This window comes from Stutzerimonas stutzeri (assembly GCF_024448895.1).
Classification (GTDB): domain Bacteria; phylum Pseudomonadota; class Gammaproteobacteria; order Pseudomonadales; family Pseudomonadaceae; genus Stutzerimonas; species Stutzerimonas stutzeri_Q.
Window position 1 is genome coordinate 225,867 of record NZ_JAMOIC010000006.1, and the last position, 21,398, is coordinate 247,264.

The window sequence follows — 21,398 nt, forward strand, 5'->3', positions numbered from 1 at the left end:
CACAGCCTAGCGTCACAGTTCCGTCGATTACCCTTGGAGCTGCGTCGTGACTGACGATAATCAAAACATAATGTTCGGCAACGGCGATGAACTGCCGAGTAACCGTTCCGGCAATCCTCACATTCAGGATGTCATCAATCTAGGCCGCCGCAAGGTTGTGGCAGGCGGCGCTGCATTCGGCGCCCTCGCCTTTCTCGGCGGACTGCCTTCGATCGCGGGCGCAGCCGAGCCGGCTAAGCTCGGGGGAGGAATGCCCTTTAAGCGTCGTACCCGCTTGCCCTTCGGTGCGGTAGGTGTGACTCGCGCCGACACCATCACCGTGCCCGCCGGTTTTTCCGCGAAGACGTTCATTCCGTGGGGCACACCGATCTGCGGCAGCTATCCCGCATTTCTGGAAGACGCCAGCAACAGCGCGGAAGACCAGGCCCAGCAGACCGGCATGCATCACGACGGCATGCATTTCTTCCCTATGGATGCGAGATTCAAGGGACGCAAAAGCGACCACGGCCTGCTCGTGCTGAATCACGAGTACATCGATGCCCCGCTGCTGCATCCCAACGGCCCGACCGTGGTCGACCGCAAACGCGTCGATGCCGATGAAGTGCGCAAGGAAATCAATGCACACGGCGTTTCGGTCGTCGAGGTGCGTCGTGGCCCGCAGGGGGATTGGTCGGTACTGCCATCGGCACGTAACCGCCGCATAACCGGCGCGACGCCGATGCGCATCGAAGGCCCGGCGCGCGGTCACGAACTGATGAAGACGCGCTACAGCCCGAGCGGTACATCCACCCGCGGCACGTTGAATAACTGCTCAAATGGTTACACCCCGTGGGGCACCTACCTGACCTGCGAAGAGAACTGGGCTGGCTACTTTGCGACCCGCGATGCCGAACTGCCGCGCCATCTGGAACGCTACGGCCTTCGTTCGAGCGGGCGCTACGGCTGGGAGACCCTTCGTGGTGACGAGTTCGAGCGTTTCGATGCCACCACCACAGCCGCAGACCCGCGCGCTGACTATCGCAACGAGCCCAATACGTTTGGCTGGATTGTCGAAATCGACCCCTTCGATCCGGACGCCACACCAATCAAACACACTGCACTGGGCCGCTTTGGTCACGAAGGCATCGTATTCGCGCCGACCAAACCGGGCTGGCCGCTCGTCTGCTACTCCGGCGACGATTCGCAGAACGAATACATCTACAAGTACATCAGTCGTGACAAGTACCGCCCGCAGCGCAGCGACGGCCGGCTACTCGACGACGGCACTCTCTACGTCGCGCGCTTCAACCCGGACGGCAGCGGCGACTGGCTAGCGCTGGATATCGAAGACGCGGCCTTCCAACAGGCTTGCGCTGCAGCAAACGTCACCTTCGCCGATCAGGGCGAAGTGCTGATCAATACTCGTCTGGCAGCGGACATCGTTGGCGCAACAAAAATGGACCGCCCGGAATGGGGTGCCGTACATCCCGACACCGGCGAGGTGTACTTCACGCTGACCAACAACAGCTCGCGGCAGGAAGCCAACGCAGCCAACCCACGCACGCCAAACCCAACCGGACACATCATTCGCTGGCGTGAACTTGGCAAGAATCAGACTGGCACAGCCTTTCAATGGGACCTGTATCTGCTCGCCGGACCGCAGAGCGATAGCCGCGATCCACGCGGTCGGCCGCTGACTGACGAAAACATCATGGCGAGCCCGGACGGACTCTGGTTCGATGACGAAGGTCGCCTCTGGATTCAGACCGACATGAGCGGCAGCCAGCTGAGCAGCGGCCCATTCGGCAACAACCAGATGCTGGTATCCGACCCGAAGACCGGTGAGACCAAGCGCTTCCTGGTTGGCCCCAAGGGCGCCGAAGTGACGGGCATCACCGCGACGCCGGACTTCCGTACGCTGTTCGTGAACATCCAGCATCCGGGCGAAGGCTCCAGTTCGACCGAGTACACCAGCACCTGGCCGGACGGCCCAGGCCGCAGGCCACGCTCGGCTACCGTGATCATCACGCGGGACGATGGCGGACGGGTGCTGTAACGCACCGCTCTCCCTATCAGAGCAGCCGCCGTTAACCCGGCGGCTCGCTCTCCGGTGGTGAGACCAGCCGCTTCTTTTCTGGGGAAGTAATCGGAAGCCTGCTTTCAGGTGAAGTAAACAGTCCCCACGAAGACATGAACAGCGCCGCGATGAGCGGGCCGATGACGAAGCCGTTCAGCCCGAACAGAGCAAGACCACCCAGCGTCGAGATCAACACCAGGTAGTCCGGCATCTTGGTGTCCTTCCCCACCAGAATCGGGCGCAGTATGTTGTCCACCAGCCCGATTACCAGCACGCCGTAAAGCGTCAGAATCACGCTTTGGACCACCATCCCCTTCATCAGAAAGTAGATGGCCACAGGCGTCCAGATCAGCCCCGCGCCCACTGCCGGCAGCAGCGACAGAAACGCCATCAGCACGCCCCAGAGCAACGCACCGGGGATGCCCAGGATCGCGAATATCACCCCCCCGAGAAAACCCTGTGTTACGGCAACGACGATATTGCCTTTGACCGTCGCGCGGACTACACGCGTGAACTTGCTGAACAGTCGGCGCTTCTGATTCTCGCTCAACGGCATCGCACGCTTGACCTTCGCGACCAGCTCCCGCCCGTCTCGAATGAGAAAGAACAACAGATAGATCATCACGAAGAAGCTGACCAGAAACTGGAAAGTCCCCTGCCCGAAGCTGAACGCCTTGGTCGCCAAGAACTGGCTGCCTTCCAAGGCTCCATTCGCCAGGCGATCACGCATCTGATCGACACTGCCAAGACCAAACCGTTGCAGCTGGTACTGCAGCGAATCGGGCAGCATTTCCTTGGCGGAGCCAACGAATGCTCGAACATCCAGCTCACCACTCTCGATCTGTTCATAAAGGGAGGAGCCCTCCTGAACCAGCAGACCGGTGATCAGAATGACCGGCAACACCGCAACCAACAGGCATACCAGCAGCGTGATGAGCGCAGTCAGATTTCGTTTGTCACCGAGACGGCGCTGCAGGTATCGCTGCAGCGGCGCGAAAATGATGGCGAGAATGACGGCCCAGAACACAGCCCCATAGAACGGAAAGAGTATCCAGCCGAACGCAATGCTCACGATGAGCAACAGAGCCAGAAAGACTTTCTGCTCGAGGGTTGAATTCACGATTGCATCCTATCGCTGCGGTTGTATCCCTTAGTCAGCGATTGCCGCCAGTAGTGCTGAGACGCAGATAAGTACCACTGGCGGGAGGTCGTGCGCGCCGACCTTGCGACGGCGCGTGGAACAGACTCAGCCTGGATGCTGCTCTGTCAGAGTGTCATCGCCGCAAACCAGCCGAATGCCAGCAGCGGCAGGTTGTAGTGCAGGAAAGTCGGGACCACGGTGTCCCAGATGTGGTTGTGCTGACCGTCCGCATTCAATCCAGCTGTCGGGCCAAGGGTTGAGTCCGACGCCGGCGAGCCCGCATCACCCAACGCGCCGGCTGTGCCCACCAGGCTGACGATGGCCAATGGGCTGAAGCCAAGCTCCAGGCCGAGCGGTACGAAGATCGCTGCGATGATCGGCACGGTAGAGAACGACGAGCCGATACCGATGGTGACCAGCAGGCCAACCAGCAACATCATCAGAGCACCGACGGCCTTGCTGTTGCCGATCCACTGTGTGGACGCGTCGACCAGGGTTTTCACCTCGCCCGTTTCGCGCATCACTTCAGCAAAACCCGCCGCGGCGATCATGATGAAGCCGATCATCGCCATCATCTTCATGCCTTCGGTGAACAAGTCGTCAGCCTCCTTCCAGCGCACGACGCCCGAGACGGAAAAGATCACGAAACCGACCAGCGCACCGAGGATCATCGAGTCCAGCCAGAGCTGAACGACGAAGGCCGCGGCGACGGCCAATGCGGCAACCAGCAACGTGAGCGGGCTGTAGCTGACACTGACGACCTTCGACTGATCGACCTTGGTCAGGTCATAGGTGCGCGGCTTGCGGTAGCTGAACATGGCAATCAGCAGACCGGTAAGCATGCCGATGGCGGGGATCAGCATTGCGTGGCTGACGTTGATGCCCTCGATATCGGCACCGCTCTTGGCCACGTTCGCCAGCAGGATTTCGTTCAGAAAGATGCTGCCGAAACCCACGGGCAGAAACATATACGGCGTCACCAGACCAAACGCGAGCACGCAGGCAATCAGGCGTCTGTCGATCTGCAGTTTGCTCAATACATAGAGCAGTGGCGGAACCAGAAGAGGAATGAAGGCGATGTGGATCGGAAGGATGTTCTGCGATGACACGGCCACTGCGAGCAGCAAACCAATCATCATCCATTTCACCGCACCGCCGGCCTGGGATTCCTGACTGCCAACCATGGCCAGCGCGCGATCCGCCAGCGCATGGGCCAGCCCGCTCTTGCCGATGGCTACCGCAAAGGCCCCGAGCAATGCGTAGGAAAGTGCGACAGTCGCTCCTCCGCCCAGCCCCTTGTTGAATGCAGCCAGGCTGCCCTCCAGTCCCAGACCACCCAGAACACCACCTGCAATGGCGCCGGCGATCAACGCCACCACTACATGGACTCTGCACAGGCTGAGAATCAGCATGATGCCGACTGCCGCTACCACTGCGTTCATTTCAACTCCCCGATGCGCCGCACGTCGATAAAAAGCGGGGCACTTTGCCCCAAGCCCGCAGGAGTGTCAAAAGCCCCATCGGAACAAGCGCATACGGCGTATCACGCCTGCGGTCATTTAACGGCGACAGCCGAACGCAAACCGGTAAAATGCCGCCCTTTGCCTGTCCGGATGGTTCAGTGGAAATATTCAAAGAGTTCACCTTCGAGTCAGCCCACCGCCTGCCCCACGTTCCCGACGGGCATAAATGCGGCCGCCTGCACGGGCATTCCTTTCGTGTCGCCATCTATCTGGAAGGTGAGGTGAATGCCCATACCGGCTGGATTCGAGATTTCAGCGAGATAAAAGAGATCTTCAAGCCGATCTATGACCGCCTCGACCACAATTATCTGAACGATTTGCCGGGCCTTGAAAATCCGACCAGCGAAAATCTCGCCAAATGGGTCTGGCAGGAATTGAAGCCGCTACTACCGGAGCTGTCGCGGATCCGCATTCACGAAACCTGCACCAGTGGGTGCGAGTACCGCGGGGACTGACCGACCTGAGGCGTTTGCCGCCGCAGGCCTTTATGTTTCACGCCTAAATGAATTCCGGGACGTCAGCGCAGCGAGAGCGACCATCTGTACCGCTCTCGGGCTTGATCACTAAACCGCGATCCACGACCGCTCCGATCAGCCCTCCAGAGCTGCGAGACGTTTGAGGAAAGACGCTTCATCTTCAACCGTGACACCCAGTTCGTTGGCTTTGGCCAGCTTAGATCCAGCGCCGGGCCCAGCGACCACAACGCTGGTCTTGGCCGATACCGAGCCCGACACCTTCGCTCCCAGGGCTTCGAGTCGCGCCTTGGCGTCATCACGGCTCACGGCTTCCAGAGTGCCGGTGAGCACCCAGGTCTGACCCGCCAGCGGCAAACCTTCCGCAGCCTTCCGCTCACTTTGCCAGTGCATGCCGAACTGCTTCAGCTGAGTTTCGATGGCACGGGCGCGAGCTGAGTTTTCCGGCACATCGAAATAGTCGCGCAAGGCGCGAGCTGCTTTCTCATTGAGGCGCTCGACCTGCCGCAGGTCGAGCCAGTCAGCATCGATGATGCCCTCGAGGCTGCCGAAACGATCCGCCAGACGCTGGGCGCCTGTTGCTGCAATGAAGGGAATGTTCAGCTTGTCGAGCAAACCGGCCAGCGTTGCACAGGCCGCAAACTCTGCATGCACATCGCCCTCCTCCTGCAACTGCACGCCTCGTTCACGCAGCTGCCGAATAACAAGTTGATTGTGTTCGTCCTCAAAGAAGCTGTGTATCTCATGAGCCACTTCAAGACCGATATCCGGCAGATAGACCAGCACGTCCGGCAAGGCCTGTGCGATGCGATCCAGCGACCCGAGGGCGCGCGCCAGCAGCTTCGCCGTGCCCTCACCCACATCGGGGATACCCAACGCAAAAATGAAACGCGCAAGAGACGGCGTGCGACTTTCATCAATTGATTTGAGCAGGTTGCGGCTCGACACTTCGGCAAAGCCTTCCAGCGCGAGCACCTGCTCGAAGGTCAGGCAGTAAAGATCGGCAGGTGAGGCAACGAGCCCGGCATCCACCAGCTGTTCGACGATCTTGTCGCCTAGGCCGTCGATATCCATGGCACGGCGGGAAACGAAATGAATGATCGCCTGCTTGAGCTGCGCCTGGCAGGCCAGACGGCCGACGCAACGATAAATCGACCCTTCGCTGACCGACTCGCGGCCTTTGCTGCGCTTTATCAGCTGCGTACGTTCGACGGCCGAACCGCATACCGGGCATTGCTCCGGTACGTGCACCTCGCGAGCGCTATCAGGCCGGCGTTCAGGAATAACGCCAAGAATTTGCGGTATGACATCACCGGCGCGGCGCACGATCACCGTATCACCGATCATCACGCCCAATCGGGCAACCTCGTCCATGTTGTGCAGCGTCGCGTTCGAGACCGTTACACCAGCGACCTGAACCGGCTTGAGACGCGCCACTGGCGTAATGGCGCCGGTGCGGCCTACCTGAAATTCGACGTCAAGCAGTTCGGTCACTTCCTCACGAGCGGGAAACTTATGCGCGATGGCCCAGCGTGGTTCACGCGCCCGAAACCCCAGTTCGCGCTGCTGGGCAGTCGAGTTGACCTTGAACACGACGCCGTCGATCTCGTATGGCAGGGCATCGCGCTTCTCGCCAATGGCGTGAAAATAGTCGCGGCATTGCTGCACACCTTTGGCCAGTTTGAGTTCACGGCTGATCGGTAAACCCCACGCCTTCAATGCCTGCAATATGCCGACGTGCGTATCGGGTAGGTCCCCATCGCTGCGACCGACTCCATAAGCGCACAATTCCAGAGGTCGACTGGCTGTGATCTTCGAATCCAGTTGTCGGAGGCTCCCTGCAGCGGCGTTACGTGGGTTGGCGAAGGGTTTACCGCCTGCCTCCAGCTGACGAGCGTTAAGCGCCTCGAAGCCCGCCTTGGGCATGTAGATCTCGCCGCGCACTTCCAGAACCGCGGGCCAGTCGCTACCGTGCAGCTTCAATGGAATGTTTCGAACGGTGCGCACGTTGGTGCTGATGTCCTCGCCAGTGCTGCCGTCACCCCGGGTAGCGCCGCGTACCAGCTTGCCATTCTCGTAGAGCAGGCTCACCGCCAGGCCGTCGAGCTTTGGTTCGCAGCTGTATTCCAGCTCGACGCCATCATTCAGCAGATCGCCAGCTGGGAGATCTAGCCCTTCCCGAGCGCGCCGGTCGAAATCGATCAGGTCCTGCTCTTCGAACGCATTACCGAGACTGAGCATGGGCACTTCATGCCGCACCTGGCCAAATGCTGCGAGCGCTGCCCCGCCGACACGCTGGGTAGGCGAGTCGGGCGTCACCAGCTCGGGATGCTCAGCCTCGAGTGCTTTCAGCTCCTTGAACAGACGGTCGTACTCGGCGTCAGGAACGCTGGGCTCGTCCAGCACGTAGTAACGGTAGTTATGGGCGTCGATGTCGCTGCGCAGTTCGGCGATGCGCTCTGCGGCGGTCTGGGCGGACGTCATGGTATGAGAGGCCATTTCAGCAGGCCGGATCGGCTGCGCGCGCAGCGCGTCGATCGACCTTAAGTTGATGTTCTGCGCAGGATTTTAGCTTGTTTGGTCAGCGGCATGGGCATTGGCGGGGGTGGCGGCGCCTGCCAGCAGACGAGATGGTCAGGCCGTACCCTGCGTGTGGGGGATCAATGAAGATGCTCGCCTCGAGGGCTTCATCCACTGCCCGCAATTCGGTCAAGCCCCCGCCAGGCTGATGCACGCCCCGCGCCCCGACTCAACATGGGCAAGGTACAGAGGCCAACTTGCTAGATAAAAAAACCGCTCACGAGAGCGGTTTTTTCGGATCAACGCTTGGTAGTCATCTGCCGCCGCTCGTAGTCGACGATACGCTGGCGATAATGTTCGATGGTCTGCGCCGTCAGTACGCTGCGCTGATCGTCCTTGAGTTCACCGTTCAGCTCCTGAGAGAGCTTGCGAGCTGCGGCAACCATTACATCGAAAGCCTGTTTTGGATGGCGCGGGCCAGGCAAGCCGAGGAAGAAGCTTACCGCTGGCGTGGTGAAGTGATCGATGTCGTCCAGATCGAAGGTTCCTGGCTTGACCGCATTGGCCATGGAAAACAGCACCTCGCCGTTGCCCGCCATGCTTTCGTGCCGGTGGAAAATATCCATCTCGCCAAACCGCAGGCCGCTTTCCAGAATGTTCTGCAGCAGCGCAGGGCCCCGGAAGCCATGCGGATCACGGGAGATCACGTTGATAACAAGCACTTCCTCGACCGGAGGCAGCTCGAGATCGGGATCGCTGGCATTGCTTTCACCCTCGTCGGCTACCGGATCGAGTAGCGTCGGGACTGGCGTATCGTCGCTCGAGAAATGCAAGTCGCCCTGACGCGGCTCTGTAGTTCTGCGCTTAGCGGGCTCACGTGCGCTCATGGATGGCAAGTCGGTCTCGTCCAGCGCGGGTTCGTTACCGCGACTCACGACCCGCGGCGGGCCCAGCAGCTCGGCGGATTCGTCTTCATCGGGCAGCGTGCTCGCGATGTTGCGGTCCAGTTTGAATTTCAACTTGCCCTTGCTACCGCGCATCCGCCGCCAGCCATCGAAAAGAATGCCGGCGATAACAATGATGCCGATGAGGATCAGCCACTCGCGCAGACCGATATCCATTAATGCTTGAACCCCTGAAATCGATGATAAAGACGCAGATTCACAGCCGCTGAACAGGCTCATCTGCGCATCGTAAAAATTGCGCCCTAAACTAGCACGACGAACGGTCGATGTGCACCGCCTGACGTGGCTCTTTTATTGATCTCCGCCCACCTTGGTCGTTGCCTGAAACAGGCGCCACTCAAGCTTCCACCAGCGCCACCGCCTGTTCCACATCGACCGTCACCAACCTTGAGCAGCCCGGCTCGTGCATGGTCACGCCCATCAGCTGGTCGGCCATTTCCATCGCGATCTTGTTATGCGTGATGTAGATGAACTGCACCTTTTCCGACATTTCCTTGACCAGGCGCGCGTAGCGTCCGACGTTGGCATCGTCCAGAGGGGCATCCACTTCATCAAGCATGCAGAACGGCGCCGGATTGAGCTGGAAAATCGCAAACACGAGCGCCAAAGCAGTCAGCGCCTTTTCACCGCCGGACAGGAGATGAATGGTGCTGTTTTTCTTACCCGGCGGACGCGCCATGATCGCCACCCCGGTATCGAGTAAATCTTCTCCGGTAAGTTCCAGATAAGCGTTACCGCCACCGAAAACCTTGGGAAAAAGCGCCTGCAGGCCTCCATTGATCTGGTCAAAGGTCTCTTTGAAGCGATTACGCGTTTCTTTGTCAATCTTGCGAATGACGTTTTCCAGCGTATCCAGCGCCTCGGCGAGATCGTCGTTCTGGGCATCAAGGTAGCGTTTGCGCTCCGATTGCTGCTGGTATTCATCGATGGCCGCGAGGTTGATCGGGCCGAGGCGCTGAATCCGCGCAGCCAGACGTTCCAGCTCCGCTTCCCATTCCGACTCACCCGCTTCGCCCGGCAATGTCGCGAGCACGCCATGCAGATCGAAGCCATCCTCGTGCAACTGGTCCTGCAACGCCTTGCGCCGAACGCTCAGCGCCTGCCATTCCATGCGCTGCTGTTCCAATTGGCCGCGCAGCAGTTGCGCCTGCTGCTCGGCCTGGGTGCGGCGCTTTTCAGCATCACGCAATTCGCGATCAGCATCCTCCATGGCCAGACGGGCCAGCTTGAGCTCGTCCTCGACGCTCATGCGCCGCTCCAGCAGTTCCTCAAGCTTCATGCGCAGCTCTTCGAGCGGCGCTTCGCCCTCCTCCAGATTAAGGGTCAACTGTTCGCGGCGTTCAACGGCACGCTCGAATTGCAGCTCCAGACGCTCTAGCGCCTGACGGATCGAATCGTGCTGAGCTTTAAGTGAGCCAATGCGTACCGCCAGTTGATGGGCGTGATCCTTTTGCTGACGCGCTTCCTGGCGGACCCGGTCAAGCTGCTCGCGAATACCGTCGCGGCTTCCCAGCAATGTTTCGCGCTGCTCTGTATCAAGCGCCATGGCATCCAGCGCGTCCTGCAGATGCAGGCGCGCCTCGCCCAGCTGTTCGGTTTCCAGCGCGCGCTGTTCGGAAAGCTCGGAGAGTTCTGCATCCAGACGGCGTCGACGCAGACTTAGCTGTTCGAGTTTCGCCTGGCTTGCGGACAGACGCGCATTCAACTCGCCCTGCTGGCGCGAAAGGTCCTGATGACGACGACGCTGATGCTCGCGTTGATCCTCGAGATCGCGTTGCGTCTCGCGCAGCTGACCGAGCCGCTCACCGAACTGCTCGACGTCAGCCTCTCGCTCGGCACGTTCAGCCAGCAGACGCTCCAGTTCCTGACCGCGGGCGAGTAACCCCGACTCGGCCTCCACGGCCCGACGAATCCGCAGGAAATGCCGGCCAAGCCAGTAGCCGTCACGGCTTATCAAGCTTTCTCCGTCAAGCAGCGAGCTTCGTGCCTCAAGTGCCTGACCAAGGTCTTCCACGGGTCGGATCCGGCCCAGCCATGGCGAAAGATCGGTGTTGGAGTCAACTTTGTCCAGCAGGCTTCCGTTCAACGCAACGGCCCCTGGAGCGGGGCTGACGAGACGAAGATCGCCTTGCTCAAAACCACTCAGGTTCAGGTCATCGAACCGATCCAGCATGACCGCCTGCAGATCCGCGCCCAATACGGTTTCGACCGCCAGCTCCCACCCCGGCTCGACACGCAGTCCTTCGGCGAGACGGGGCCGCTCGTCCAGCCCTTGTTCCTCCAGCCATTCGGAAACGCCCTTGCCGGGGTCCATGGCCGCCTGCTGCAACGCTTCCAACGAAGCGATACGGCCATTCAAACGCTGTAGCTCACCCAGTGCCTGCTGCTCCGCACGGCTCGCCTGCTGCAACTCGTCACGCAGCCGTTCAAGCTGCTCATCGGTCTGTTCCTGCTCGGCCGCCAGCTCTTCGAGACTAAGGTCTCCGACTGTGAGCTGCTCGCTCATCTCGGCTACCACGGCGTCTTCCGGATCACCAGCCAGGGTGGCGCTTTCCTCCTCCAGCCGTCGTTGACGCTCGGCCAGGCGCTCGAGACTTTGTTCAAGCTGCTGGATGCGCGATTGCTGCACTTCGGCCGCACGTCGCGGCTCGGCACTTTGCTGGTTGAAACGTTCCCAGTGCTCCTGCCATTGCTGCATGGCAGCTTCGGCTTCTTCGAGTTGGGCGGCGGTTTCCTCGGCTGCCGCGGCAGCGAGTTCCTGCTCGGGCTCAAGCATCGCCAGCTCTTCGCCCAGCGTGGCGAGAATGGTGCGGTCGTGCCCGAGGTGGGACTCGGTTTCCAACCGGGCCCGCTCGGCTTCACGCAGATCATCCTGCAATTGGCGCAAGCGCTGCTGCCCGTGCTGAATGCTCTGCTCGACCCGGGCGATATCGCCGCCGACCGAATAGAATCGCCCCTGCACGAGGTTGAATCGCTCGGACAGCTCGTGATGGCCGTCGCGCAGGCGCTCGATGCTGGCGTCTGCATTGCGCTGTTCGGCGACCTGGGCCTCGAAACCGACCTCCTGATCGCCGATCACCTGCTCTCGCAGGCCGACCTGATCATTCAGTGCCTGCCAGCGCAACGCTGCGAGCTGCGCCTTGAGCTGCCGCTCCTCGGTTTTGTATTCCTGATACTTCTCCGCCGACTGAGCCTGGCGGTGCAGGCGCTCGAGTTGGCGCTCCAGTTCTTCACGCAAATCGGTTAGACGGGCGAGGTTTTCGTAGGTGCGACGGATACGATTTTCCGTCTCACGGCGCCGCTCCTTGTACTTTGAGATTCCCGCAGCTTCTTCGATGAAATTGCGCAGATCTTCCGGCTTGGCTTCGATCAGCTTGGAGATCATCCCCTGCTCGATGATCGAGTAGCTGCGCGGCCCCAGACCGGTGCCGAGAAAGATGTCGGTAATGTCGCGACGACGGCATTTGACGCCGTTCAGGAAGTAGGTGTTCTGCGCATCGCGGGTAACCCGACGGCGAATCGAGATCTCGGCGTATGCCGCGTATTCGCCCGTCAGCGTGCCGTCGGAGTTGTCGAAGATCAGCTCGATGCTCGCCTGGGTGACCGGCTTACGGGTATTGGAGCCGTTGAAGATGACGTCGGTCATCGACTCACCCCGCAGGTTCTTCGCCGAGCTCTCTCCCATCACCCACCGGACGGCGTCGATGATGTTGGACTTGCCACACCCGTTGGGACCAACCACGGCCGCCATGTTGCTTGGAAAGCTGACGGTGGTTGGATCTACGAATGATTTGAACCCGGCGAGCTTGATGCTTTTCAGACGCATGAGGGCCTATCCGTGGCAGTCGGCGTGAAGATGTACAAGCAGAGTCGCCGTGGACATCGGGATTCCTGGCATCGAGTGAGTGCGCGAGAAAACGGCGGAGTTTATCACGCTGCCTTGCAGTCATTGCGGGGATGGGTGCGCAGTGTTTCGAAGCAATCGCGGGTCGATACGGACGTATCGTTAGGCCACGCCGCCTCCGCCTCAGACGTAAACGTGGGCTTCAGCCCGCCAATGGCGACGATGAATATGCGCGGCAGGCGAAACTGCGCGCAGTGAAACCCTGCAAGGGTGAAACAGGCAAAGCTCTGTTCAGGGTGATTTGGGGTCTCGTGCAGCTGATGGGCTGAAGCCCAACCTACTGTTGATCCACCAGGCTCTAACTGGCTTTTTTATCCAGCCAGAAGCTGGCGGCCTAACCCCCGGTAACGCTCATGAAACGCACCACTTGCACCTGCTCGTCAGCACGGAAGTCGTGCTTTTCGGGCTTGAGTTGAAGCGCGTCGACCAGCGCCTGACGCAGTCGTTCGCGGTCACCCGGATAGCGGCGCATGAGGCTCTTGAGATCCAGGGCGCCTTCGTGCCCGAGGCAGAGCACAAGCTTGCCCTCGGCCGTAACCCTCACACGGTTGCAGCTGCCGCAGAAGTTGTTGCTGTGCGGCGAGATGAAACCGACCTGGGTTTCGGTTCCCGCGACCTGCCAGTACCGTGAAGGTCCGCCAGTGGTGTGGCTGCTACGCACCAACTGGTGGCCCACCTCGATGCGCTCGCGTACCTCATCGCTGGAGCAGAAAGTGATTTCCCGTTCGTGGCTTGAGACAGCGCCTAGCGGCATCTCCTCGATGAAGCTGATGTCCAGACCCCGCTCGACGGCGAAATTCACCAAGTCCAGCACTTCATCATCGTTACGGCCTTTCTGAATCACGCTGTTGAGCTTGATTCGACTAAAGCCGGCATCGATAGCTGCGTCGATTCCCTGGACGACCTGATGGAGCATGTCGCGGCGTGTGAGTTCGGCAAACCGATCACGCTTGAGCGAGTCCAGGCTGATGTTCAACCGATTGACGCCAGCCTCACGCAATGCGGTGGCAAGTACCGGCAGCTGGGAGCCGTTGGTGGTAATGGCCAGATCCTCCAGCTCTCCCCTTGCGCCCAGGCGCGACAGCAGCCCGGTAAGCCCCTTGCGCACCAGAGGTTCGCCGCCGGTTACACGGATGCGTTTGACACCCAGGGAGATGAACGCGTCTGCCACGGCATATAGCTCCTCAAGGGTGAGGATCTGTGCGCGCGGTGCGAACACCATGTCTTCGCTCATGCAATAGGTGCAGCGAAAATCGCAGCGGTCGGTGACCGACAATCTCAGGTAGGTGATGCGTCGGCCGAATGGATCGACCAACTTCGAATCTGACATTTCGCTCTCCAACGGCTTGATGCGCAAGGCTAAGACTATGCCTCATCGCACACGGTAGCAAAGACTCCGGACCCAACGGTTGACCAGGAGCAAGCTCGAACGGTCAATCCACTACAAATGTCGTTTTTCGTTTGCATCGGAGGCGCTATGCAACGCCACGTTACGGTAGCGAGCCTTTCGCATGCCGATGGAACTCGGGATACTTGCCCCTAAAGTTCGCCAGGAGCTGTACATGGACAACGATTCCCTCCAATCGATGAGCTGGCGCGAACGCATCTACGTCATCATCTTCTTCACCAACACCCCGGCAGGAAAGCGCTTCGACACCTGGCTGCTGGTGGTGATCTTTGCCAGCCTCGTGGTAGTCATGTTCGACAGCGTCGCGAGCTACAGCGAGCGCTATGGTCTGTTGCTGGACGGCCTGGAATGGCTGTTCACCGGCATTTTCCTGATCGAATACCTGGTGCGCATCTACTGCCACCCGGAGCCACGCAAATACGTCTTCAGTTTCTACGGCGCGATCGACCTGCTCTCGGTCGTTCCAGCATTCATCGCGCTGTTGCTGCCGGATGCCGAATATCTGCTGGTGGTGCGCGCCATCCGGATGCTGCGTGTATTTCGCGTGCTCAAACTCACCCAGTACCTTAGCCAGGCCAACTTCCTGCTGGTCGCTCTGCGCGGCAGCAAGCAGAAGATCATCGTGTTCCTGCTCAGCGTCACCACCATGGTGCTGATCTACGGGACCTTGATGTATGTGATCGAAGGCCCTGCGAACGGATTTACCAGCATCCCCATGAGCATCTACTGGGCGGTGGTGACCATCACAACCGTCGGCTTCGGCGATATCGTTCCGCACACCCCGTTGGGCAAAGCCGTCGCGACCATGGTGATGATCACCGGCTATTCGATCATTGCCGTCCCCACCGGAATTTTTACTGCGGAACTTGCAACCGCGATGCGCACTGACAGCTTGCAGCACAAGTGCCCGAGTTGTGAAAAATTGAGCCACGAACCCAACGCAGCCTTCTGTAGCCGCTGCGGCAGTCAATTGTACGAACGCAACGCCGAGAGCTGACTGCACACTGCCGAGAGCGCCGTCTGACGTGCGCTCCACCGGCCGACCATGGCAACTGACTGCTCCATCCGAACCGCCTCGGCAGAGGGTTGTCACAACCTCTGACTTGCCAAGGGCTGGATGGAGACGCGGATGCCCCTGCTCAAACTGCTGCACTTCGCGAGCCTGCTGTGTTGGTGCGGCACCTTGCTTTATCTGCCGGCCTTGATTGCCGCCGGCACCCGGCGAACTGACCCGCTTTTCTATCAGGACCATGCCCACCTGACGCGCATGGTGTTCAACCTCATCGGAACTCCGGCAGCGCTGATCGCGATTGGCTCAGGCACTGCCTTGTTCCTGCGTGACGGCATCATGGCGGGGTGGCTGATCGTCAAGCTCAGTACCGTGGCGGGCATGGTGCTTTGCCATGCCCTGTGCGGTGTGCTGGTGCTGCGAGTCGAGCGTTCGCCCGAACTGAGCGTGAGCATTCGCTGCCGCTTTCTCGGGCTGGTGACTGCGACCTTCATCACCGCAACGCTATGGCTGGTACTGGCAAAGCCGTTCTAACCGATGACTCAAACCGCTCGACAGAAGCGAAAGCGCCCATGACCGAACGATTCAAGCCGTACTCAGAAAGCAGGTCAGACCTTGTCCAGATCGACCCCAACGGCATGCTCATAGACCAGGCGTCCGCCGAGATAGGCCGCCAGGGAAATCAGTGCCGCTGTGATGGCGGAGAGATAGAGTGCCCAGAGGTGAACGTTCTCGCCCTCGTTCTGGTAGCGCAGCAACCAGTTGAGCGATGCCAGCGAGAGCATCATGACCGCCAGGATCGCGTGGCACCAGGCCGTGATCTTCTGCCTGATCTCGCGCACGGTGAGCAAGTCGATCAAGCCGAAGATGCTTGCAACCCAGCCCCCCAGCGCACCCACACCAGCCAGCCAGAGGCCGGCGCGCCACCAGAAATCGTCCAGCGTCCAGATATGCGCAATATCCACCGGCAGCAAACCGGTCAGCGCCGCGACGGGAAAGTGGATAAGCATCGGATGCAGGGGATGCCCGGCAATTGCCGCGCGGCTATGAATGGAATCTCGGTAATTGGCCATCCGGCCCTCCAGCAACAGAAAGAGAGGGCCGCGCAGCCGTTCAAACGAGCCGGCGACCTTCTCAAATGGACCACGCTGGCGCTGGCAGTTCCTTTATTGAGTGCGTGTGAAGGTCCGCTGTCGGCACTCAACCCGGCGAGCCCCATGGCACGTCAGGTCGCGAATGTCTGGTGGGGGATGTTTGCCTTCGCCACGCTGGTACTGGTGGTCGTGAGCGCCATCTGGATCTACGCGCTGGCGCGCAAGCCGCGCGACACCAGCGAGATAGAGGCGCTGGCGATCAATCGGCGCTGGGTCATCGGCGGCGGCATCGTGCTGCCGAGCGTAAGCATCATCGTTCTGCTGATATTTGGGATTCCCACTGGTCGCAGCATGATGCCGCTGCCCGTCGACGGCGAGCAGCCGCTGAAGGTCGAAGTCACCGGGCATCAGTGGTGGTGGGAGGTGCATTACCCGGACAGCGGTGTCACCACCGCCAACCAGCTGATCATTCCGGCCGGGCGGTTGGTTGACGTGCACGTCACCAGCGCCGACGTGATCCATTCATTCTGGATCCCTCGGCTAGGCGGCAAGATGGACATGGTGCCCGGGCGTACCAACGTCATCCGCATCGAAGCCGGGCACGCCGGGATATTCCACGGCCAGTGTTCCGAATTCTGCGGGCTTCAGCACACCCATATGAAGCTTCATGTCGAAGCCCAACCGGCGGAGCAGTTCTCCGCCTGGATCGCCGCCCGGGAAAATCTCACGCATGAGCAACGCGCGCCGGGCGAGGCAGGCCAGGTCTTTGATGAACGCTGCGGCCAGTGTCACCGCGTTTCGGGCATCAGCGAAGGCAATCGTGCGCCCGACCTGACTGATCTGGCCACGCGGCCAAGCCTGGGAGCAGGCGTGATCGACAACGACAGCGAAGGTCTGCGTCGCTGGCTGCGCGAGCACAAAACACTCAAGTTCGGCAATGCCATGCCCACCCACGACGACGTTCCCCCTGAAACCCTTGACCAGATTGCCGATTGGCTGGAGACGCTTGCTCCATGAGTTCTTTTGATGAAAGCAGCGCGCCCTGCACGGACCCCGACCAGCTGAACGATCAGTTCAACAAGGTATGGGGCAACCCGCCCGGCTGGCGTGCACTTACCGTCGTCAACCACACCACCATCGGTCTGCGTTTCCTGGTCACGGGAGCGGTCTTTTTTCTGATCGGCGGCCTGATGGCGATGCTGATCCGCACCCAGCTCGCCCTGCCCGGCTATGTGCTGATGGAGCCGGAGGTCTACAACCAGGTCTTCACCATGCACGGCTCGGTGATGATGTTCCTGTTTGCCGTACCGATGATGGAAGGCCTCGCGGTTTACCTGATTCCCAAGATGATCGGCGCACGCGACCTGATCTTCCCGCGACTGTCATCGCTTGGTTACTTTTGCTACCTGTTTGGCGGGATCATCCTGCTCTCCAGCGTGTTCCTCGGGGTTGCGCCCAAGGCCGGCTGGTTCATGTACACGCCGCTCTCCAGCTCCTCGCACATGCCGGGCGTGAACTCGGACTTCTGGCTGCTGGGCATCACCTTCGTCGAGATTTCCGCGGTGAGTGCAGGCGTCGAGCTGGTGGTGTCGATCCTGCGCACGCGTACCAACGGCATGGCGCTGCACAAGATGCCGCTGTACGCCTGGTACATCCTGGTTATGGCGCTAATGATCGTCTTCGGCTTCCCGCCGCTGATCCTCGGCAGCATCCTGCTGGAGCTCGAGCGTGCCGCCGGCCTGCCATTCTTCGACGTAGCCAAGGGTGGCGATCCGGTGCTCTGGCAGCACCTTTTCTGGCTCTTCGGCCACCCCGAGGTGTACATCATTTTTCTGCCGGGCGCAGGCATCGTGTCGACGCTGCTACCGGTGTTCTGCCAGCGCCCGCTGGTGGGTTATCGCTGGGTAGTACTCGGCGTGCTGACCACGGGCTTTCTGAGTTTCGGGCTGTGGGTTCACCACATGTTCACCGTCGGTATCCCGGCTCTGGCGCTGGGCTTCTTTTCGGCGGCGAGCATGCTGGTGGCAATCCCGACCGGGGTGCAGATATTCGCCTGGATCGCCACGCTCTGGCTGGGCAAGCCGGTCTATCACGTCCCGATGCTGTGGCTGGTGGGCTTCCTGATCGTCTTTGTCTGCGGCGGCTTGACCGGCGTGATGGTGGCGCTTGTTCCATTCGACTGGCAGGTGCACGACACCCATTTTGTCGTCGCCCACATGCATTACGTACTGGTCGGTGGGATGTTTTTCCCGCTGATGGCCGGCCTGTATTACTGGCTGCCGCACTTCTCCGGCCGCATGCCCTCGGTGCGCCTGGGCCGCTGGGGCTTCTGGCTGGTGTTCATCGGCTTCAACACCACCTTCCTGATCATGCACTGGACCGGACTGATGGGCATGCCCCGTCGCGTCTACACCTACGACACGGGCCTGGGCTGGGATCTGCCGAATCTGATTTCGTCGATAGGCAGCTTCATCATGGCCATCGGTATCGGCACCATCCTGCTGGACATCGTGCTGCACTTCCGTTTTGGTCAGCCTGCGAAAACCAATCCGTGGAATGCTGACACCTTGGAGTGGGCAACCAGCCTGCCGCCGAGCCCTTACAACTTCGTCAGCCTGCCTGACGTGACCGACCGCCATCCGCTCTGGAAGGACCCCGATCTGCCGCACAGCATCGCGCGTGCAGAACATGCGCTGAAGACCATCGACCATGGCCGTCGCGAAACCTGGGGCTCCGACGCGCTGACCGGCGAAGTTCGCGAGATCATCCACCTGCCCGGCAACAGCTGGCTGCCCTTCATCGCCTCGGTGTTCCTCGGCGTGCTATGCCTGAGCCTGCTGAACAAGGTGTACATGCTGGCGCTCGTGGCAACGGTCGCGACGGTGATTGTGCTGTTCCGCTGGTCTTGGGAAAACGGTGCGCACCCGGCCGCGGCGCCAGATGCGCACACCCAGCCGGACGAACCTCCCCTGCATTCGCGCACATTCGACGGGCCAGGCCTTTGGGGCATGGGCGTCACCTTGCTGGCGGACGGCACCATGTACCTGTCGTTGCTGTTCGGCTGGTTCTATCTGTGGACCGTTTCGCCGGAATGGGTGGTGCCTAAGCACTCGAATCTGAACGGTTGGCTGATGCTCGCCAGCGCCATTCTGCTGACTCTGGGAACGCTATGGATGCGGATCATTCCGGCCAAGCTGCGCCGCGGTGATAGCAGCCGACTGCTGGTGAATCTGTCAATCGTGTCTGTGATTGGCACCGTACAGTTCGGAATGCTGCTGTGGGTGCTGCTCAGCGCCGGCCTGCAGATAACCGCGACAGCCCATGACGCGGTGATCTTCGTGATCCTGGCATACAGCCTGATTCATTGCGCCCTGGCGACAATCTGCACAATCTTGCAGGCCATGCGCGTGCATTACGGTTACGTCGGCGAGCTCGCGCCCTACGAGCCTGTGGTGGTCGAGCAGCTCTGGTATTACAACCTGGGTGTGATCTGGAGCGCCTATGCGGCAATCATTCTATTTCCATCGGCCTGGGGAGGCGCCTGATGAAATACAACCGCACATCCGCCTTCCATCCGGTTCAGATTCCGTTCGGGCTGACTATCTGGAGTTTGTGGTTCGCCGCGATGTATGGGTCTCACGCGGTGGTCTGCTCGATCGCGCCACCCGATCCGAATAGCGGCGTTCTCAATTGGCTGAACGCCAGTTTTGGCGTGGCGACACTGCTGGTGGTGGTGCTGTTGCTGTGGCTTGGACGGCGTTCGTGGAAGCTGTCCCGACCGCCGCATGAGCTCAACGAGCGGCAGGTGTTCGTCACAAAGGTGGCGTCAGGCATCCACTTTATTGCAGCTCTGTCGACGGTGTTCGTAGGCTTGCAGCTGGCGTTTCTTCCGCCGTGCGTATGAGCCCAGATGGCGACGCGACTAATCGACTTTCTTGCGAATCCAGTAGAGGTAAGTACCGTCTTCGGCCTGCTGGCCGACGAGTTCGTGGCCGAGAAAGACGCAAAACTTAGGGATATCGCGCTGCGTGGACGGATCGGTCGCGATCACCTTGAGCAGCTCCCCGCCCCCAAGGCCGCGCACCTTGTTGTGCAGCATCATTACCGGTTCGGGGCAATTCAGGCCGGTGGCGTCCAGCACCGCGTCGGCAGATAGTTCAGCAGATTGAGGCATCACGGGCTCCTAAAAACAGGGTGAGATTGTCGCCCAAAGTATTGCAGTGGTCATCCGTAGACCCTCACAGGCGTCGCAGATGACAGGTCACTTCTTCACGGTCGTGGTACAGCTGCTTGCAGCCAATGCTCGCTTTCACCCCTCGTTCGGCAAGCCCGTCGGCAATGCGTTCCAGCAGGCGTTTGACTTCGGCGTAGCGCTGTTTCATTGGCAGCTTGAGATTGACTACCGCCTCCCTGCACAAGCCTTCACCGATCCAGGTTTCCAGCAGCGCGGCGTTCCTGGCTGGCTTTTCCACGATGTCACAGACCATCCAGTCGACTGCACGCTTCGGCCTGAAGGCAAAGCCATCGGCGCGGTAATGACCGACCAGCCCGGACTCGAGCAACTCCTCGTTCATCGGACCGTTGTCCACCGCCATTACCTCGATCTCCCGGTTGACCAGCTGCCAGGTCCAGCCGCCCGGAGAGGCACCAAGATCGACTGCTGTCATGCCCGGCGCCAGCCGCTGATCCCATTGGTCGCGCGGAATGAAATGGTGCCAGGCTTCCTCAAGCTTCAGCGTCGAGCGACTCGGCGCCTGACGAGGAAACTTCAAACGCGGAATGCCGCCGGCCCACATTGCGCTGTTGTCTACATCGGCAACGCCAAGGAAGACTTCGCGGCCACTCTTGAACGTCAATAAAAGGCGCGGGCCGTTGCCCCCGTCCTTCAGGCGACCGCCCTTCTCCAGTGCTTTGCGCAACGGCGCTTCGAACTTGCGACAGAAATTGGAAAGCTCCTTACCGTCGTTGGTGTCGAAGACCTCCAGCCAGACGCTGCCAAACACTGGATAGCCCTTGAGCTGCTCCATCAGCACACCGATGCGGTCGGTTTCCGGCAGGTCAATCCACTGGCCCTGCGCCCACTGTCGCGGAAAAATCAACCGGGAAAAGCGCACGCCGCGCATCAGCCGTTGCGCGCCGTCAGCCTCGCTACAGACGAATTCGGCGTAAGCGCTGTTCGGCTTTGCCCGAGCATAGCCGGTCGCCTCGACCCGAGCCGCGTGATCGCTGATCTCGGCGCACGCCTCGTTCTCGAACCCGGGACGGCAATGCAGCAGCAATGTATTCATGAGAAATCCTGAGTGGC

Annotated in this window: 16 protein-coding genes; 7 read left to right on the top strand and 9 right to left on the bottom strand. The window is 60.4% G+C overall.

Annotated elements, in window-relative coordinates; all coding sequences use genetic code 11:
• Window positions 1-70 precede the first annotated feature (70 nt).
• Window positions 71-2,035, top strand: coding sequence for a PhoX family protein (locus tag NA619_RS09830; RefSeq protein WP_272891725.1), 1,965 nt, complete (start codon window positions 71-73; stop codon window positions 2,033-2,035).
• Window positions 2,036-2,066: 31 nt separating this feature from the next.
• Here the strand turns inward: NA619_RS09830 and NA619_RS09835 are convergent, their stop codons facing one another.
• Both NA619_RS09835 and NA619_RS09840 read right to left on the bottom strand, forming a co-directional pair.
• Window positions 2,067-3,179: an AI-2E family transporter gene (locus tag NA619_RS09835; protein WP_255961766.1), complete on the bottom strand. Its 1,113-nt coding sequence runs from the start codon at window positions 3,177-3,179 to the stop codon at window positions 2,067-2,069.
• A 143-nt stretch (window positions 3,180-3,322) separates the two neighbouring features.
• The gene (locus NA619_RS09840) at window positions 3,323-4,639 is read right to left on the bottom strand and encodes a Na+/H+ antiporter family protein (protein WP_255961668.1); all 1,317 of its coding nucleotides are present in this window, start codon (window positions 4,637-4,639) and stop codon (window positions 3,323-3,325) included.
• A gap of 179 nt (window positions 4,640-4,818) precedes the next feature.
• Here NA619_RS09840 and queD point away from each other — a divergent pair, with 179 nt between their 5' ends.
• Entirely contained in the window at window positions 4,819-5,175 is a 357-nt protein-coding gene (queD, locus tag NA619_RS09845) for a 6-carboxytetrahydropterin synthase QueD (RefSeq protein ID WP_255961669.1), read from the top strand.
• Between the two features lie 135 nt (window positions 5,176-5,310).
• Here the strand turns inward: queD and ligA are convergent, their stop codons facing one another.
• The 4 genes from ligA to moaA form a co-directional block, all read right to left on the bottom strand.
• The gene (gene ligA, locus NA619_RS09850) at window positions 5,311-7,677 is read right to left on the bottom strand and encodes an NAD-dependent DNA ligase LigA (RefSeq protein WP_255961670.1); all 2,367 of its coding nucleotides are present in this window, start codon (window positions 7,675-7,677) and stop codon (window positions 5,311-5,313) included.
• 335 nt (window positions 7,678-8,012) lie between these two features.
• A complete protein-coding gene (gene zipA, locus NA619_RS09855; protein ID WP_255961671.1) occupies window positions 8,013-8,834 on the bottom strand; it encodes a cell division protein ZipA in 822 nt (273 codons plus the stop codon).
• A 181-nt stretch (window positions 8,835-9,015) separates the two neighbouring features.
• Window positions 9,016-12,504: a chromosome segregation protein SMC gene (gene smc, locus NA619_RS09860; protein WP_255961672.1), complete on the bottom strand. Its 3,489-nt coding sequence runs from the start codon at window positions 12,502-12,504 to the stop codon at window positions 9,016-9,018.
• Window positions 12,505-12,916: 412 nt separating this feature from the next.
• Window positions 12,917-13,912 (bottom strand): GTP 3',8-cyclase MoaA, encoded by a 996-nt coding sequence (gene moaA / locus NA619_RS09865; protein WP_255961673.1) that lies wholly within the window; start codon window positions 13,910-13,912, stop codon window positions 12,917-12,919.
• A gap of 232 nt (window positions 13,913-14,144) precedes the next feature.
• On the opposite strand from moaA, the gene NA619_RS09870 reads away from it, so the two are divergent.
• The gene (locus NA619_RS09870) at window positions 14,145-14,987 is read left to right on the top strand and encodes an ion transporter (RefSeq protein ID WP_255961674.1); all 843 of its coding nucleotides are present in this window, start codon (window positions 14,145-14,147) and stop codon (window positions 14,985-14,987) included.
• A 132-nt stretch (window positions 14,988-15,119) separates the two neighbouring features.
• On the top strand, window positions 15,120-15,533 hold the full coding sequence (locus NA619_RS09875; protein WP_255961675.1) for a CopD family protein: 414 nt from the start codon (window positions 15,120-15,122) through the stop codon (window positions 15,531-15,533).
• A 74-nt stretch (window positions 15,534-15,607) separates the two neighbouring features.
• On the opposite strand, the gene NA619_RS09880 is transcribed toward NA619_RS09875, so the two are convergent.
• A complete protein-coding gene (locus tag NA619_RS09880; RefSeq protein ID WP_255961676.1) occupies window positions 15,608-16,072 on the bottom strand; it encodes a DUF2231 domain-containing protein in 465 nt (154 codons plus the stop codon).
• A gap of 144 nt (window positions 16,073-16,216) precedes the next feature.
• Here NA619_RS09880 and coxB point away from each other — a divergent pair, with 144 nt between their 5' ends.
• The 3 genes from coxB to NA619_RS09895 are packed head-to-tail and all read left to right on the top strand — an operon-like array spanning window position 16,217 to window position 19,997.
• Window positions 16,217-17,110 (top strand): cytochrome c oxidase subunit II, encoded by an 894-nt coding sequence (gene coxB / locus NA619_RS09885; RefSeq protein ID WP_255961677.1) that lies wholly within the window; start codon window positions 16,217-16,219, stop codon window positions 17,108-17,110.
• Window positions 17,107-19,638, top strand: a complete 2,532-nt coding sequence (gene ctaD, locus NA619_RS09890) for a cytochrome c oxidase subunit I (RefSeq protein WP_255961678.1) — start codon at window positions 17,107-17,109, stop codon at window positions 19,636-19,638. The genes coxB and ctaD overlap by 4 nt, the downstream gene beginning before the upstream one ends.
• Complete coding sequence (locus NA619_RS09895; protein ID WP_255961679.1) at window positions 19,638-19,997, top strand: hypothetical protein; 360 nt, start codon at window positions 19,638-19,640, stop codon at window positions 19,995-19,997. Before ctaD ends, NA619_RS09895 begins: the two co-directional genes overlap by 1 nt.
• Window positions 19,998-20,015: 18 nt before the next feature.
• On the opposite strand, the gene tusA is transcribed toward NA619_RS09895, so the two are convergent.
• The gene (gene tusA / locus NA619_RS09900; RefSeq protein WP_255961680.1) at window positions 20,016-20,267 is read right to left on the bottom strand and encodes a sulfurtransferase TusA; all 252 of its coding nucleotides are present in this window, start codon (window positions 20,265-20,267) and stop codon (window positions 20,016-20,018) included.
• Window positions 20,268-20,331: 64 nt separating this feature from the next.
• Entirely contained in the window at window positions 20,332-21,381 is a 1,050-nt protein-coding gene (rlmM, locus tag NA619_RS09905) for a 23S rRNA (cytidine(2498)-2'-O)-methyltransferase RlmM (protein WP_255961681.1), read from the bottom strand.
• Window positions 21,382-21,398 lie beyond the last annotated feature (17 nt).